The following is a 17143-nucleotide window of genomic DNA, read 5'->3' on the forward strand; positions in this document are numbered from 1 at the left end:
TTTCAGGACTTACAAGTGGTGGCGACAAGGGATAATATATCCCCGCCACCCTTTTTCATTTTATACTCTTCTAAAATCTCTTCAAACCTCGTCAGTTCTATCCACAACCTCAAAGCAGTGCTTTGAGCAACCTGCGGCTAGCTTCCTAGTTTGCTTTTTGATTTTCATTGAGTATAAACAAGCGACGCCATCGTTTTCTTTCCATACTAACCTCCATCAAAAAATCCTCACACAAAAAACTTGTGTGAGGACGTCGATGCGCGGTACCACCTCAATTATAGGAAATTTCCCTATCGCTCTGTCTCGCAATCACGAGATGCACTGTAAGGTGTGCTCACCGAATTTTTATGATTTCAAATTCTAAATAACATTCAGCCCAATTTTCATCATCACCACTTATCTGTTTTCAGCTACCACAGACTCTCTAAAAAGTTTGTACGATTACTTTTCTGAATGGTTAAATTATATCATTTTTCAACTACTTGTCAAGACTCTTTGAGAATTTTTTTGATATTCACTCTTGAAAATTATCAACCTGAATTACGCAATCCTGTTGCAATTCCGTTGATGGTGATATGAATCAATCGTTCTTGATCACTGGACAATTCTCCACGACGTTGGCGTTTGATCAACTCCAACTGAATATAGTTGAGAATATTAAAGTAAGGCATACGGTAATCCAGACTAGCTTTTAGATATGGATTGTCAGCTAAGAGTTCGTCATGTCCTTCAATAGCCAAGATAACGTTCTTAGTAACTTGCCATTCATTTAAAATAGTCTCATAGATGGCCTTAACTTGCTCGTCTTCACAAAGTTTAGCATATTCAAAAGCAATATTCATATTTGATTTTGATAAAACCATATCAACATTTGAAAGAAGCGATTGGAAGAAAGGCCAATTTTGGTACATATCTCGTAGGATAGCGATATTTTCTGGATTTTTATCGATAAATTCCTTGAAGCTTGAACCAACCCCGTACCATCCAGGGAACATAACACGACTCTGTGACCATGAGAATACCCAAGGGATGGCACGCAAACCACCGATTTCAGTAATCGTCTTACGAGCAGCTGGACGAGAACCAATATTAAAGCTTGAAATAGCCTTGATTGGACTTGACTCGAAGAAATAATCATAGAAATGCTCATTACCAAAGACCAAATCACGGTAGATATCGTAACTACGATCCACTACTTGATCCATAATGGCTTCATAACGATTTGAGGTATTGGTATCGCTCTTTTTCTGAGTAATCATACGGTTAATAGCTGCCGATACTAGCATTTCAAGGTTATAGTAAGCGGCGTCTTTGTTACCATATTTATTGCCAATTACTTCACCCTGCTCCGTCAAGCGGATACGATCCTTGATAGACTTGAGCGGTTGAGAGGTGATAGCCTCATAGGTTGGCCCACCACCACGACCGACAGTCCCACCACGACCATGGAAGAAGGTAACCTTAACGCCAAATTCATCTCCAATAGCAGTCAATTGTTGTTGAGCCTTGTAAAGGGTCCAACATGATGACAAGTAACCACCATCTTTATTACTGTCAGAGTAGCCAAGCATGATTTCTTGGTAGTTATTTCGTGAGGCAATCCATTTTTTGGCAAGAGGAAGAGAAAGATATTGTCTCATTGTTTCCTCTGAGTGATCCAAGTCTTCAATTGTTTCAAAAAGAGGAACAATCTGAACACGCGCCCTTTCCGTATCCACCAGTCCTACTTCTTTTAATAGGACAGCTAATTCTAGCATATCAGAAAGGCTGGTTGCATGTGAAATGATGGTCTGACGGATGACATCATCTCCCAACTTATCTTTCAAAACACGAGCCGTCTTAAAAATAGCTAGTTCTTTTGCTAATAATTCTGATTTTTCTGCGTGAGTGGCAGAAAGAATACGTGGATCTTCTTCCAATTCTTTCAATAGAAGCTGGCATTTTTCTTCTTCACTTAGTTCGCTATAACGCGAATGAATTCCTGCTGATTTCAAAAGTTCTGCCACACAGGCTTCATAGACGCTAGAGTCTTGTCGCATATCAATTGATGCTAGGTAAAAACCAAATATCTCTACTGCCTGCAATAATTCCACAAAATCACCTGAAATCAAGGATCCGCCCTTATTTTCCAGTAGAGAATCTCGAATGGCAATCAAATCCTTGTAGAAATCATTGGCGGTTTCATAACGAGTCCCAACTTCCTTATCCTCAATCAGATAGGTTTTAGTTGCCTGAATTTTTGATTGAATATCAAACAAGGCACGACGGTAAAGCTCTTTTTCACGGTAAATCGAGTTATCCTTGGATTGACGAGCCATTTCTCTGACTTGCTTACTTACATTGACAATGCTAGTTGAAAGAGAAAATTCACGATAAAGTTGGTAAATCTTTTCATCGTAGTAGTTCATGATGACTTCACACTGAGTGAGTGCAGACTGCTTCAAGGTCTCTGCTGTAACAAAGGGATTCCCATCACGGTCACCACCTATCCACATACCCATGGTGATTGGTTTAGCCTGTTTTAAATCCAGACCATGCGCTTGCGCTAAGCGCTTATACTCCGTCGTCAAGTGAGGTACAGCTTTCAAAAAGGAGCTGTTATAATATTCCATAGCATTCGTGATTTCGTTAGTCACTTTTAATTTTTTCTCACGAATCATGTCTGTCTGCATAATAATTTCGATATAACGGCGCAAATCATTGTGCCATTTTTCTTTATTGATCAACCCCAACTTAACATCACGGTATTTACGCAAAAGACTATGAATATGATTTGTTAAATCCAACATACTTTTGCGTTGCACTTGTGTTGGATGGGCTGTCAAAACAGGGACAACATTCAAGTGTTCAAGAATTTCAACGGCATTTTCTTTTTCAGCAACCATTTTGATCGTTGTTGATAATTTACCTAAATAGTCCTGATCAATATTATTTTGATGATTGATTTCATAAGCTAAATCCACATCCTCTGAAATATTAATCAAAAGAGGCAAGATAGAGAAATAGCGTGAAATATAAACCATTTCATCATTTGATAAGCTAGTCACTAGACGGTTTAGACCTTGATAATCTTCCTGCGTTGATAATTCTTTCAACTGCATGATTTTTTCAAAGGTCTCTGGGGCAAGCATGTTTTTAGTGATATCTTCCAGCAATTCTGTTAGAATCAATACTTCTTCTTGCACAACACTTTTATTACTATAATTTTCTAATTTTTGAAGAGACATAGACTATCCTTTCTTTATTCTACTTCACAGAAGGTTCATTGGTTGATTTTCCAATTCTCGGTACAACTTAGCGCGTTTTTCACTGGCATCAATATTTAAGACAAAGGCCACTGCCACTGATAAGACTAGAAGACTATTCCCACCTTGGGATAAGAAGGGAAAGGTTACTCCTGTAGATGGAATCAAGCCCGAAATCCCTCCGATATTGACAAATACCTGAACCAACATCATCCCTCCGACACCGAGTGCAACCATGGCATTGAAAGGATTCTCCGCTCGGATACCGATCAAGATAATCCGCAAAATCATGAAAAACAAGAGAGCTAAAATAAGACTGGCACCCACAAAGCCAAATTCTTCAATCACGATAGAAAAGACAAAGTCTGTATGAGCTTCTGGTAAATAACCTCGTTTTTCAATCGAGTTTCCAAGACCTAGACCAAACCAACCGCCATTGACCATGGCAAAATAAGAATTAGATAACTGGTGACCTGCATCAGCACGATCGGCAAAAGGATTAAAAAAGGCACTAAAGCGCTTGGCTACATAGCCAAATACTGGAATTTTTGAAAAGGTCTCAACACCGATTAGGCTGATAGTGGTCAAGACAAAGACAGAAGCGGCAGATACGAGCGCCAGAATGGTTGAAAACCAGCGATAAGCGATTCCACTAACTGTATACATAATCAAGGAAACCAAGACTAAAATAGTCGCATTTCCTAAATCAGGGAAAATTCCCAAACTTCCAATCAGAACCAGGAGAACGAATCGCCAATCATTAAAAGCACGAGGAAGCCATTGATTTTGAGTCAAAACTTGAAAATCATAAATAGCTATTTCTTCTTGCTGTTTGGAGAATCGGTGAGCCAAATACCAAATAATAATGATTTTTAAGTACTCAGCTGGCTGAATAGTTACTCCTGCAACCGAAATCCAACCGTATGCCCCGTTTACGGAAATACCAATAAAACGAGCCAAGAACAATAAAAGCATTTCTATCAATATAACTAAAATAATTAGTCGCTCATTTCTCAAAAAATCTAGTCTCAATTTATAAATTAAGGCAATCAGTATCAAACTAACAATCCAAAAGATTCCTTGGTTTCGAACCAATTGCAAGGCGCTCTTGCCTTCTTCGATTAAAATAGCGCTGGTGGTCGAATAGACCACAATCAAGCCCAAAATAGATAAAAGCAAGTAAGGAATCAAGATGGAATAATTTAATAAGTGCCTCTTACTAATCTTCATAGTATCACCACTCTACTAGGATACAGATAAATCTGTTCCAAATTCCGTTTTATTTTCTAGTTTTGATTGCTATTATACCATTTTTTCAGAAAGAAAAAAACTCTTACCTTACAATCCTTCGAATTTTACTGTTTTTACAGAATTAAGGCAGAATTTGAAATCGTAAAACCATTTTGAATAAGAGTTTCTTCAACCCATTGACTCCGACTAATTAAGTTGCTTTCGAAAATGCCAAAATCAGCCGCAATTTGTTCATAAGTGCGCTATTCTCGCATGTATTGAATAGTTACCATGAGGAGATCGTCTAGGCTTAATTTGGTTTTTCGTCCACCTTTTGCGCGTTTACGTTGATAAGCTGTTTTTAACACAGCTAACATCTCTTCAAAAGTCGTGCGCTGAACACCTACAAGGCTCTTGAAACGGCTATCGCTTAATTGTTTACTTGCTTCATCATTCATAGTTTTATTGTATTGTATTTTTGTTTCGCAGGAAGTCTATTATCCCTTTCGTTACAAGGTTTTTACGCTTTTTCAAGCAATCCTACACACTCCACGCGTGGTGCTAGCAAACTTCTATATTATAGAACGAAAGTGATAGAGTTGTTGTTTAAAATTAAACTTTAGAATGAAAATATTTTATAGTTACCATTTTTTAACTTTATAGTTTAGAATTATCATTTTATAAATTTACTTGCTAACTTGTAAACTTTTTGAATCTCTTTACTACTAATATCCCAACCATCAAGTTCTTTTTTGATCAACTCTGGAAATTTTTTGCTAATATCCCTCAAAGCATTACCAACTGATTTTCTAACATATTCACTAGAATCTTCTTTTAATGTTGCGATTCGTTTAATAGCTTCATCTGGATTGTCATTGAAATATGGTCTACTCGTCCATATTCTCAAACCTTCTGTAACAGCTCTTCTAACGTTTGGATTAGTGTTTTGTAACCATTCGTCAATAACCGGAAGTGATTTTTCATAACCTGTTTGCTTACAAAATTCATCAAATGCTTTTGCTAATACTTCTTGAACTCTCCAATTGTCATCCTTTGAAACCTCATCCCTCATGAAGATCAAAATTTCTTCATACGATGACAAATATCCAAAGAGAAATACACTGTACATTCTAACTTGATATACATTGGATTTAAAGGCTAAAAATGCTAATTCTTTGGTATACGCAATATCATTTGATAGATAGTCAGCAAGAGCTCTTTTCTCTTCTTCTTTAAATCTATTTTCTATTAAAGAGAATTCTTTTTCTAAATTTAAAATATATTCTTTCATGTAACTTGACCCTGTCACTGAATTTTAATTATTTTTCTATTTTTTTTGATTCAAGATTATTTAAATAATCTTGGATTTCATTTACTAATCTTAATCTTGAAAACGAATCAATACCACCAGAAAGCATCCTTCCAAAGAAAACAGGAATTTTCCTATCCCCGAAAACTGTAAATGTATTTATATTACTATCACACAACCATTGAGAAACTTGTGAATTATTTATGTATACAAATTTTATACTTTTACCAGCTTCTATAAGAGACTCAATGTGAAGTTCCAACATTTCTTTGCAGTATTGAGGGTAAGATATTGATTTTTTAAGTGGAAGTTTTTTAGAGCTTGTTTCATGATAGTAGAACATATCTCCAATATAGATTGATACTTTACTATTTTGGTGATTTAAATACTCTTCATGTATCACATCTAAAAAATCTTTGCCCTCAGAATGTTCAATTTCTTTACTTAAAATATCCCATGATTTATTACACCAATGCCATTTAGCATCATTATCAAAGATATCATTCATTAGTTCATAAATAGGTTTATAGTATTTATTATAAACATAATCACTTTTAATGCTATTTTTCAAACTATACATATATGTCTTGTTAGTTTTCTCATTTTTTGCAGCTTCTTCATTTCCTGCAAGATTTAAACCAATAACCAAAACACAATCTTTTTCAGATGTTGAATTATCAAATTCAAAGCCTCTAACTCCAAGTCTTGGATCTTTCTTTTTTACATCTAAAGCCCTTGTTGTCTTTTCTATAAACTTATTATTTTCTGGACTAGTTGTCATAATTATAACTCCATTATTTACAGCTTTCTATAATAAACATTTGAAAAATAAAGTTACCAGTAGTACCTTTTCTCACTCAGATATTGTTCTTTTTGTTCTCTAGAATTTTCATGATTTCTAATCCCTAGTAATTCGTCTGTTGAAGAAACTATTGGGTCTATCCAGTCAGCTTTGGATCTAATCCAATCAATTTCTTCTTTGCTAAGCTTCCCCGCTATCTCCAGTTTATCAGCCATCAGTCTTAAATCATTTGCTGTTTGAAAATCTTCTAGTGTATTAAGAAGAGACATTGTCCTCTTCTTCGATTCTATTTTGTAATTTTCTTTTTCTATCTTGTTCTTCTTCGTATAGTCTTTCTCTCTCTTCACGTTCAAGTCGTAAGTTCTTAACTTTATAATACTCTTGGTAAATTAAAACAATTATTTCTGGGATTGATTGTTCAAGTGTGAATTCTTTAGTATCTTTAATGTATTTACCATCTATTATCTTAAATCAAAATTTTCCATTTGGAATATAGTCATACTTCTTTATTCTTGGTTTAAAAGCATATCTATTAAACTTAACGCTATCATTGTACTCTGCTAGTTCTTTAGCTTCTTCTTTTGTTAATTCATGACTTACTTTGTCTGTTGATTCTATAACTTCAAAACGAACGATATCCTTATCAATTTGAATATCCAAATTGGAAGTTACATTATCACCGATTCTTTCAATTACAGTAACTAGAGTATCTAAAAAGCGATATAAACGTGGAAGAGAATTTAGTGAAATATTTTTTACAAATTTAGGTTCTTTTAAATCATTATATCTGTGTCTAGAATCAAAGTAAGGATAGGAAGCAGCTTTTTCCCTCTTATTCCACTCTGCGATTTTATCTCTTAGATTAGCTACAGATTTATGTAATCTCTTATTTGGAGATTGGTTTAGGTTTGAAACGACTTCGATAATAAGTTCTATTTTATCGTCCTCTAAAAATGATAATGAACTTCTTATACTAGTTGTATCAAGCTTAAAAATATCTTTATTTTTATCTTCCGAACTTTCTTCTTTATGTTTACTAGGTTTTATTCTATTGTTCTTTAGACTTTTTCTATCAATATGAACTTCATTTACGTCATTTTGTGGTAATGGAATAATAAGTTCACTTAAATCTTGTCCAGTATTCTTACGATACCAATAACTACCATTTGGAATTGGAATTTCAAATTCTTTGCATTTCTTGAGTAAGTCTGAATAGCTTAAATCATATTTCAATGCAATTTGTTTTGCACTTATCTCCCAGATTTCTTCATAGAGTTCTTCTATAGAAAAGGTCTTTATCATCTTCATTTGAAACACCTTTACCCTTATATTTTACATCACCGTTTTTATATTTACCAAGCGAAAACGCAAATTCAAAGACTTCTAATTCTTCACTTCTGCATTTTCGCTTAATATAAAAAGTAAATCTTGTTTTAAACCGTTAAATTCCTCTATAATTTTATCTAAACTAGTTTCAATATTCTCAACACGAATCTCTGATAGCTTACCGTGATTGTATGAAATCATTCTTTCAGCAATAATATGATATGACCAACTCTCAGTGAAACGTCTGTCTCTTTCTTCGTTATGAATAGCAAAACCAATTGGAAGAAGATTATTTCTAAGACCTATAGCAACTGCCTGTGAACTTATACCTAAATAATCACCAGCAATTTTTAATGTGATTTTATTTAATTTTCTAATATCTTCGTCGGTATATTTCGGCATGTTAGTACTCCTTTGTTATAATTCAAAATGCAATATCATCTATGTAAAAATATCTTGATACGATGCTATCTAGTCGCTTTCCCTAATAATAAAATTAATAAGTTCCACATCTTAAAATATGTAATATAGGTCTACTACTATTTATCTCAATAAGTTGGTATAATATATTTCAGGAGGTAGAAAACTTGAATACACTTTTTATTATTGGAAATGGGTTTGATATGGCCTATCAATTAAACACAGGATACAATGATTTTAGAAAGTTCATAATAGACACTTGTAAAGAATTTGGTAGTAAATTTGACTTTAATAATGCTATTAATAGAATTGAACTTGAAGGTTTTAAAAATTTAACTATCCCTGAAGTCGATGAAGATAGCAAAAAATCATTTAAAGATGGCGGATATTATGGGTCTAACTATCATGAAGGTAATCTAGAAGCTTATGAATTCTTTTTCACTCTAACCGAATATGCAAATCATGATAAAAATGTCGATAATATTACATGGAATGAATTTGAAAAAAACTTTCTAAGATACCTTTCAAACAAATTCTAAAGGATAAGAACATCTGTTTAACAAAATTAAATGATTTAGTTTGTGTATATAAATTATGTCAAAATGCTGCCTTCTTTGATTGGATAAACTCAAAAATACAGAATCCTGAAAAAATCAAAATTAGAAGCAAACTCATTGATTCGTATTCAAATGCTGCTTTTTATTTGGTCTTTAATTGCACTACTGTTTTAGAAATAAAATATAACATTGAAAAAAATAAAATTTGTAATATACATGGTCAAGTTACAAACTCTGATAAAATAGGTACAGAAAACAATTTAGTTGTAGATTTCAAAAGTGAAGTGCCTTTAATATTACAAGACATTCTTCATAATTCATTACTAATTAAACCAGTTAGAAAACTTTTGAAAGAAAATATAGATTTTTTTAATAGCCTATTCACTTTGGAAGAAGTCTATGATTTCGGTCTAAATATTGTACCATCTGACATACCTGATATTCCGTATTTGAAAGAGATTATTAAACATACTGATTCAAATACAAAATTTTATGTCAACGACTATTATCTTACTGAGCAAAATAAGAACGACATACAGAACAACCTAAAAAATTGGGGATATAATGGTGTGGTTCAATTTATTAATATGATGTAAAATTTAAGACTCTAAAGGCAAAAAATATCGATTGTTTCCATACTTCCTGCTTTCCTAATCAACTTTCAAATATATAGCGTTTTCATTATTTTCTTAATCTATTATATCATTATTCAAAACAAAAAACTGCAACTTACTAGTTGCAGTCAAACACAGATTTACTTCTGTCCCTTTTAGAAACTTATATTTTCATTTTTAGGCATAATAAAAATATCGTTTCTTTCAAAATAAGGTTTTACCATTTCTTTCCATCTAGCTTTATGAAAATTGATTGACTTTAAAGGAGATAGTCCATAATTTCCTAATGCATAACCATCATTTACTTCAACAACAAGTGTCCTGCCATCACTAGTAACACCGATATCTAGTCCATAAGCTATTGGCGCATCTTTCCAACATGATATGGCTTCATCAATTACACTAGGATCAAATTGTGTATGATAATCACCTGTATAGGGCCGAACATCTAACACGCGACCATCTAAAACAAAACAACGCCATTCAGCTATGAATTCTACAACCTCACTAATCCATATAGGATAGTCGAGAGTTAGACCAATACCTATCAAATCACGGGTTCCATTAACAACTCTTCCCGTAAAGATTTTTGAACCAGCTTTGGGTTTAATAAATTTTCCCCAATTATCAGGTATATTTACAATCTCTCCTAAAACACCTGCATAAATCTTTCGACCATAAAACTCTTTAAGCTCAATAGGATAGTCATAAACTGGAACGTTTAACCCCATCATTTTTAGCAATGCTCTAGTCTCCATTATATAATCTACAACTATATCTTCACTTGTTAACTGTTCTATTTCAGAAAAAGATTGATATAAAATAATTTCTTCTCCTTGTAAGTAGGCACCTACTTGAGCATTGTATTTATTAATTGAAACTTCACTTGGTAGTTTGCTTTGTCTAATATAAACAACCATTTCATCACTCCTGCTTCACTAGTGTTGCACCTGTTTGTAAAAAAATAATAGCATTTTTGCTCTTATTTTTTTGAGTAAATAGCTCCCATAATATCATCGAAATAATCAACAGTATTTAGGAGTAATTCTATAACCTGGGACTTTGTTAGTCGCATTCCTCTTCTATCTCTAGCATCTTCTACTAAATTTTCAAGTTTCTCTAGATTTTTATCATCCAAGCTAATCATTATTCTATTTTTATCGGTTGCCATTTTCTTCACCTCTAGTTAATTCTATCACAGGTGTAACACTTGTGTCAACTGGCTTTTATAATACATTAGTTTAAAAGTGGAGAGAATTTTTAACATAGTAACTTTAAATCTTTAGTATTAAAAAATTTTCACAGTATTTATAGAAATAAAATCTATCTCAAATAAGTTATCAAATCTAGTATAAATTATGAGCGGCTACTCTAATACTTTCCCTCTAAACAAGAAGAAGGCTTACACTCAAGGGTTTTCTTAACCCCCTTCGTTACAACGTTTTGACGCTTTTACTAGCAAAGGTACATACTCACAAGGAACTTTGCTTGACTATTGAATCTCTCCCACCTCTTCTTTAACATATCCTTCTACATCTTCAATCTCTACAAACATTGAGTCTAAATGTGATAAGAAATGCCAATCTTCGGCACCTTTTTTTCTGTAGAGAATCGCTTCGCCGTCTTCACTTCCGAAAAAGCTTCTGTCGATTTCATATCCACGGCTTTCTAAGAAGTCTTTTGCTTTACGATAGTTCGTTTCTCTTGTTTCGACATAGGCTTTAACTTCATGGTTGTTAACGACATATGCATCGATTTTTGAATATCCTTCGATTACTCTATCATTTTTGAGGGATAAATTTGAAATCTCTTTCCAAATAATGTCTACATTTTCCTCAGGATCGAACATAAATTTAGATAAAGGAACAATATTTCCGTTAAAAATAATTTCCATATAATCCGGTATGTTTTTAGGATTAAAATACTCCACTTCAAAACCATCTTCTGTTTCCAGAGTGTATCCCGGAATTTGAGCTACAAAGGCTTTCCCATCTTTTATGGAATCAAATGCGACTAAATCTTTAGAATAATTATTTTGATATAACTCTAATATAATCATTTATAACCTCATCTAAATTATCCGTAGATTGATTTTTCAGAATATAATACTGATTAGTTACCCTTAGGATATAGCAAATTCTTTTTTCCACCTTCTTAAAACATCATTTCAAGGCTACATACTCAGCGGTTCGCTGTTACCCTATCGTTTCGTCGTAAACTTATTACTCTACGACAGCTATCCCATTGGCGGACTCAAAAGGTTTGGGGAACCTTTTGAGGATTAACTACGTTTCTCCAACAAGCTTACACATTCGACATGATGCGTCTGGGGAAATAGGTCAACCGGCTGTACTTTCTTCAACTCATATCCCAATTCTTGGTAGAGTTTGATATCACGCGCCATGGTTGCGACATTGCAGGAGATATAGGCGATGCGATCAGCTCCTGTTTGGGTACTAGCTTTGATAAAACTCTCGGTGAGTCCTTTTCTTGGTGGATCCACTAGGATAAGGCTTGGTTGAATTCCTTCCTTGAGCCAATTTTTCATAGCATTTTCAGCTGTGTCGCAGACATAGTAGGCGTTAGTAATGCCGTTCAAGCTAGCATTTTTCTTGCTATTTTCAACCGCTTCTGGAATGACTTCAACACCATAAACTTCTTTGACATGTTTCGCAACGGAGAGGCCAATCGTCCCGATACCAGAATAGGCATCAATGACCACATCATCTTCTTTTAATTCAGCAAAGTCAATGGCTGTTTGATAGAGTTTTTCAGCCATTTCAGTATTGACTTGGTAAAATGCTGGTCCAGCGATCTGGTAGTCATTTCCCAACATCTGATCCGTAATATAGTCTTGTCCATAAAGTGTGCGCCATTCCTTACCAAAAATCGCATTGGTATTCTGGTCGTTGATATTTTGCATAACAGACACAATCTCTGGGAACTGCTTAATCAGTTGTTCAATCAATTGGTCAACACGAAAAACTTTGGGACGAGTTGTTACCAAAATAACCATAATTTGACCTGAATAGTGTCCGCGACGCACCACAAGATTACGAATCAAGCCAGACTGCTCCTTTTCATCATAAGGTTTCAAATCATAACGGCGGAGCAAGTCGCGTAGGGCTACTACTAGCTCGTCAATTACAGGATCCTGGATAAAGAAATCTTCCAGTGGCATGAGATCGTGGGAATTCTTACGGAAAAACCCAGTTTCCAAGACACCATTTACTCGACGAACAGGGACCTGTGCCTTGTTGCGGTACTTGATTGGATTTTCCATACCAAGCGTCTCAGCAACCTCTACATCAGCAATCCCAGCAATCTTGTATAGACTATCCTTGACTTGCTTGGTTTTAAACTTGAGCTGTTCTGGATAGGCAAGATGTCCTAAATCCGCGATTCCTGAACGCAGGTAAGCCAAATCTACGTCTTGGTTACGGTGTGGTGACTGGATAAGGTATTCTTCAACCTTCCCAAAACCAATCTTTTTATTAACCTTAAGGACACGCATGAGGATTTTTTCACTCGGTAAAGCATTCTCTACAAAAAAGACCAAACCATCCACCTTGGCAACTCCTGCACCTTCGTGGGTCAAGTCAACAATTTTAACTTCTACAATATCATTTTTCTTTAACATTCTCTTCTCTTTCTATTGGCCGACAAAAAAGACGGCAACGTTACGGTTACCATCTATTATACCATGAAATTTCTTAAGAACCAAAACTCTTGAAGAAGTTGACAATGGCTTGCCAGAGGGCGCTTAGGAAATTACCGCCGTCCTCTAGCGCCTTATCAGCATCAAAGTTAAGGTTGATATTTTTAAAACTGTCGCCAGCTTGTGAAACAATACTTTGTTTAAGGTCATTTAGGGTTTTAGTGAAATCTGCATTGCTGAGGATATCACTCTTTGAGAGATTTAAAGCAAAATTGATGATAATATTGATCTGGTTTCCTGTTATGACCTGATCAAGTTTGTAATTTTTTAAGGTATCTTCAACGATTTTGCGGACATCTTCCTCTGTCAGATTTCCCTTACTTTCTTTAGCTTTGGCGAGTCCTGACTTGATATCGGCTAGGGCAACGTTCAATTTATTAGCATCATAGCCAGTTTTGTCCTTATTTTCAACATTGATATCTGACAAAGCCTTTAGCTCTTCTTGAGCTAAGTCTTTATTGGCTTGCGGCACCTTGGCTCCATTAGCCTCTAGCGAATAGTAAATCCCTGCTAAAGCACTTTCACCAGTAACTGGAATAGGGGCTGCTACAGTGATTTTGGCATGTTCCACACCCAAGGTTACTGCGGCATTTCGATACATATCCTGAGTCACCTTAGTGATGTTTTCTGGTGTTTCAATCTTGACCTCAAGTGGCGATTTGTCCCCTAGCTTTTGAATCTTGGCTGATGAATACAATTGTAAGCTAGAGTCATTGGCCACATTCATAATCTTAGAATAGACATCAGGTGTCATGGTCTTGAGTTCTTTGGTGTCTGTTGAGGCATTGTAACCTAGTTTTTTAAGGGTTTGATTTTTTTGGTCTTCAGACAATGATGAACCTAGGACATATTCAGGTTGAACATAGGTTTCATCGATGACTTTTTGAACATCAGTTGCTGCATGGACACTATTCATAGCTATTACTGCCCATAAGACCGCAGCACTGGTCAGAAAGAGTTTCTTTCTCATAGGGAATTCCCTCCTTTACCTTTCTAGAGTAATATATCTATCTTAAAGAAAACTTATAACAAAAACACCTGGACTAGCCAGATGTCGAAAAGAGAGTGAAACATTTGATGATGTAAAGGTTGAGTTGAACCTGTCTAGAATAGTAATAGTTTCCTCCATTTACATAGAGTTCGGCACCGTGAAAAATGGAAATGGGGTGAATATAACTATAAGTCTTTCCAGTGGTATTGCCAAGCAAGGGGGCAACAGTCTCACGAGAGTACTGTTTGGCAAGAGCCAAGGTATTTTCCTTGCCATTTTGAGCGATAAAATCAATATAGGCAGGACCAAAATTATAGGCTTGAACAGCTGTCCAGACATCTACCCCCTGCTTCTGGGCTAGATAGAGATTGTCTGTCAGAGTTTGAACGCCTTGCCGAATGCTAGAGGCATTATCATTGATGGTGTTGGTGGAACCACTTGCAGACTCACTAGACTGCATAACATCGCCTTCTTTTCCTTTTGTTTCGGTATAAATCATAGCGAGCACAAGCTCTTCGTTTGCTGGGGTGTCTTTTTCACTCAAGATTTCTCTCACCATGGGTTGATAGGTCATGACTTGTTTGACATCTTGGTGAACGCGGTAAGCTTTATAGCCAGCAAAAAGGAAGACTGCTAGTACAAGCACTCTTCGAATTCGTTTAAACATTATTTACTTTGGATATCCTCGATATTTTTGATTAAGATAGAGTAGGTTCCATTATCATTTTGGATAAACTCAACAGACTCGGCATCTTGATAGACGTTATTGGGAACGATGAGCTCAATTCCATTTGACAAGGAGAGTTTTTGATTTTCAAATTTCTTTAATTGACGACTGGCATCAATTTCATCAAATTGAACAGGTTCTGGGACAGCTTCTTTAACTTGGTCAATAAAGCTCAAACGAGCCGTCAAATTGTTATCAAAAAGGTCATTAGCCAATTTCTCAGGTGACAATTCATTGCTTTCTTCTAGGTTGTTGAAAATCGCTGATTTGACCTTAGATTGAAATTGAAAATCATCTGTGTTAAAAGATTCAGCAATTTTCTGAGCCGTTTTTTCTAGTTCTTTGATAGATTTCTTGGGTGAAATCTTAGGGGCAACGGCAAGAAGATTATCTGAAAAATAGTTCAAAAAAGTCCCGTTGTACTTGATTCGTTTTTCAATCAGGTGATACTTTCGACTTTGAAGATTGACAACCAAGGCCTCATCAGCTCCTGTTCCAAATCCAGGCAGGTTATTCTGAGTTAGCTTGATTGGATTATCAACTTCTCCTCCGAGGTGGGTCAATGTCTCCCGCAGAGCAATTCGCAAGAAAGCGAAATGCTCCACGCCTTCTTTAGAAAATTGCACAAAAATCAAGTCATTGGTCTTGAGATTTTCAGAAATACTGAACTCTTCTTTCCAGAGATTAGCCAGTGTTACTGATGTCTCCAACAAATCGTCTGTGATATGATTGAAGAAGGGATTTTCTTCTTCGAAAATCCCAGTCTTGGCTTCATCTGAATACACACGTTCAATTTTTCTACGCAGGTATTCTTCGATTTTTGGAGTAATATTGAGAAACTTATCCGCTAAGAACAGCTCGGTATCATCTGGGCTGAACTGGTGAATAATGGCTTTCTTAATATAAATGTCCATAAAAGTTTTAGTCCTCGTATAATGGGAAGGCATCTGTCAATTCTTTGACTGCACTTCTCACTTCTTCTAAGACAGCCTCATTTTCTGCATTTTTAAGGGTTTTAATGATAAGTTCAGCCACTTTGCGACTTTCTTCTTCACCAAATCCACGTGCAGTAATGGCTGCTGCTCCGATACGAATCCCACTTGTCTTGAATGGTGACAAGCTTTCGTAAGGAATTGAGTTTTTATTTAGGGTAATATTGACTTCATCCAGCAAGTTTTGAGCAACTTTGCCGTTTTCTACAACCTTAGTCACATCCACTAGGAAGAGATGGTTTTCAGTCCCTCCAGAAATGATACGAAAATCAGGGTCTTGCAAAAAGACATCTGCCATAGTCTTGCTGTTCCTGATAACATTGGCAGCATATTCCTTGAAGGCTGGATCCAAAACTTCTTTGAAAGAAACAGCTTTAGCTGCCACAACATGCTCCAAAGGACCACCCTGAATACCTGGGAAAATAGCTGAATTGATTTTCTTAGCTAAGTCTTCATCATTGGTCAAAATCAAACCACCACGAGGTCCACGAAGGGTTTTGTGGGTCGTTGTTGTAGTGATATGAGCGTATGGTACTGGACTTGGGTGAAGACCAGCAGCAACCAAACCAGCGATATGGGCCATGTCTACCATGAGCTTCGCACCCACAGCATCCGCAATTTCACGGAATTTTGAAAAGTCGATAATTTGAGAATAGGCTGAAGCACCAGCTACAATCAGTTTTGGTTTGACTTCTTGAGCTTGTTTCAAGATAGCATCAAAATCTAAGAATTCCGTTTCAGGATCCACACTATAAGAAACAAAGTTGTAGGTTTGACCAGAGAAGCTAACAGGAGCCCCATGAGTCAAGTGACCACCTGCAGCCAAATCCATTCCCATAACCGTATCGCCAGGCTCAATCAAGGCCATGTAAGCTGCACAGTTGGCTTGGCTTCCTGAGTGGGGTTGGACATTGGCGAATTTAGCACCGAAAATTTCTTTTGCGCGTTCAATGGCTAGAGTCTCTACCACGTCTACCACATCCGTTCCACCATAATAACGGCGTCCTGGGTAACCTTCGGCGTATTTATTCGTCAAGATAGACCCTTGAGCTGCCATAACAGCCTTGGAAACTACGTTTTCCGAAGCAATCAACTCAATGTTGTTTTGTTGTCGTTCTTCTTCTTTGGCAATAGCATTCCAGAGATCAGCATCGTATACTTTAAAATCATCTTTGTCAAAAATCATAGGTCTTCTCCTTTATTGTGTGACTA

Annotated in this window: 17 protein-coding genes, 1 pseudogene and 1 other annotated feature; of the genes and pseudogenes, 2 read left to right on the forward strand and 16 right to left on the reverse strand. The window is 35.8% G+C overall.

The annotated features are described in order from the left end of the window. Positions 1 to 243: 243 nt before the first annotated feature. Positions 244 to 461, reverse strand: a binding site (T-box leader). Between the two features lie 69 nt (positions 462 to 530). From ppc to HT730_RS06850, 8 genes and pseudogenes are all read right to left on the reverse strand, one after another. After that, complete coding sequence (gene ppc / locus HT730_RS06820) at positions 531 to 3227, reverse strand: phosphoenolpyruvate carboxylase (protein ID WP_173307161.1); 2697 nt, start codon at positions 3225 to 3227, stop codon at positions 531 to 533. Between the two features lie 24 nt (positions 3228 to 3251). Then, on the reverse strand, positions 3252 to 4475 hold the full coding sequence (locus tag HT730_RS06825; RefSeq protein ID WP_173307162.1) for an FtsW/RodA/SpoVE family cell cycle protein: 1224 nt from the start codon (positions 4473 to 4475) through the stop codon (positions 3252 to 3254). Positions 4476 to 4618: 143 nt separating this feature from the next. Then, positions 4619 to 4933: pseudogene (locus HT730_RS06830) on the reverse strand (transposase family protein); the annotation flags it as partial. Positions 4934 to 5148: 215 nt separating this feature from the next. Next, entirely contained in the window at positions 5149 to 5766 is a 618-nt protein-coding gene (locus HT730_RS06835; protein ID WP_173307163.1) for a DNA alkylation repair protein, read from the reverse strand. A gap of 28 nt (positions 5767 to 5794) precedes the next feature. Beyond that, complete coding sequence (locus HT730_RS06840; protein ID WP_172934769.1) at positions 5795 to 6565, reverse strand: hypothetical protein; 771 nt, start codon at positions 6563 to 6565, stop codon at positions 5795 to 5797. A gap of 53 nt (positions 6566 to 6618) precedes the next feature. Further along, positions 6619 to 6855: a hypothetical protein gene (locus HT730_RS10535; RefSeq protein WP_240151474.1), complete on the reverse strand. Its 237-nt coding sequence runs from the start codon at positions 6853 to 6855 to the stop codon at positions 6619 to 6621. Between the two features lie 202 nt (positions 6856 to 7057). After that, positions 7058 to 7894 carry a hypothetical protein gene (locus tag HT730_RS06845; RefSeq protein ID WP_240151475.1) on the reverse strand — a complete coding sequence of 279 codons (837 nt, stop codon included), beginning with the start codon at positions 7892 to 7894 and terminating at the stop codon, positions 7058 to 7060. A 75-nt stretch (positions 7895 to 7969) separates the two neighbouring features. After that, the gene (locus HT730_RS06850) at positions 7970 to 8314 is read right to left on the reverse strand and encodes a hypothetical protein (RefSeq protein WP_001127479.1); all 345 of its coding nucleotides are present in this window, start codon (positions 8312 to 8314) and stop codon (positions 7970 to 7972) included. 185 nt (positions 8315 to 8499) lie between these two features. Here HT730_RS06850 and HT730_RS06855 point away from each other — a divergent pair, with 185 nt between their 5' ends. Then, on the forward strand, positions 8500 to 8871 hold the full coding sequence (locus HT730_RS06855) for an AbiH family protein (RefSeq protein WP_172934770.1): 372 nt from the start codon (positions 8500 to 8502) through the stop codon (positions 8869 to 8871). Positions 8872 to 8882: 11 nt separating this feature from the next. After that, complete coding sequence (locus tag HT730_RS06860) at positions 8883 to 9485, forward strand: AbiH family protein (protein ID WP_345890238.1); 603 nt, start codon at positions 8883 to 8885, stop codon at positions 9483 to 9485. Positions 9486 to 9658: 173 nt separating this feature from the next. On the opposite strand, the gene HT730_RS06865 is transcribed toward HT730_RS06860, so the two are convergent. From HT730_RS06865 to glyA, 8 genes are all read right to left on the reverse strand, one after another. Then, positions 9659 to 10423 carry an ATP-grasp domain-containing protein gene (locus HT730_RS06865; RefSeq protein WP_173307164.1) on the reverse strand — a complete coding sequence of 255 codons (765 nt, stop codon included), beginning with the start codon at positions 10421 to 10423 and terminating at the stop codon, positions 9659 to 9661. A gap of 62 nt (positions 10424 to 10485) precedes the next feature. After that, the gene (locus HT730_RS06870; RefSeq protein WP_000179769.1) at positions 10486 to 10674 is read right to left on the reverse strand and encodes a hypothetical protein; all 189 of its coding nucleotides are present in this window, start codon (positions 10672 to 10674) and stop codon (positions 10486 to 10488) included. A gap of 321 nt (positions 10675 to 10995) precedes the next feature. Continuing rightward, complete coding sequence (locus tag HT730_RS06875) at positions 10996 to 11562, reverse strand: hypothetical protein (RefSeq protein WP_050971352.1); 567 nt, start codon at positions 11560 to 11562, stop codon at positions 10996 to 10998. Between the two features lie 222 nt (positions 11563 to 11784). Continuing rightward, the gene (rlmD, locus tag HT730_RS06880) at positions 11785 to 13143 is read right to left on the reverse strand and encodes a 23S rRNA (uracil(1939)-C(5))-methyltransferase RlmD (RefSeq protein WP_173274494.1); all 1359 of its coding nucleotides are present in this window, start codon (positions 13141 to 13143) and stop codon (positions 11785 to 11787) included. Between the two features lie 73 nt (positions 13144 to 13216). Beyond that, the gene (locus tag HT730_RS06885; protein ID WP_173307165.1) at positions 13217 to 14191 is read right to left on the reverse strand and encodes a DUF1002 domain-containing protein; all 975 of its coding nucleotides are present in this window, start codon (positions 14189 to 14191) and stop codon (positions 13217 to 13219) included. 73 nt (positions 14192 to 14264) lie between these two features. Next, on the reverse strand, positions 14265 to 14879 hold the full coding sequence (gene pmp23, locus HT730_RS06890) for a cell wall hydrolase Pmp23 (protein WP_004254352.1): 615 nt from the start codon (positions 14877 to 14879) through the stop codon (positions 14265 to 14267). After that, positions 14879 to 15853, reverse strand: a complete 975-nt coding sequence (locus HT730_RS06895) for a nucleoid-associated protein (RefSeq protein ID WP_173307166.1) — start codon at positions 15851 to 15853, stop codon at positions 14879 to 14881. Before HT730_RS06895 ends, pmp23 begins: the two co-directional genes overlap by 1 nt. A 7-nt stretch (positions 15854 to 15860) precedes the next feature. Then, positions 15861 to 17117, reverse strand: coding sequence for a serine hydroxymethyltransferase (gene glyA / locus HT730_RS06900; protein WP_173307167.1), 1257 nt, complete (start codon positions 17115 to 17117; stop codon positions 15861 to 15863). Positions 17118 to 17143: the final 26 nt, after the last annotated feature.

This window comes from Streptococcus sp. k-628, from assembly GCF_013277475.1.
Classification (GTDB): domain Bacteria; phylum Bacillota; class Bacilli; order Lactobacillales; family Streptococcaceae; genus Streptococcus.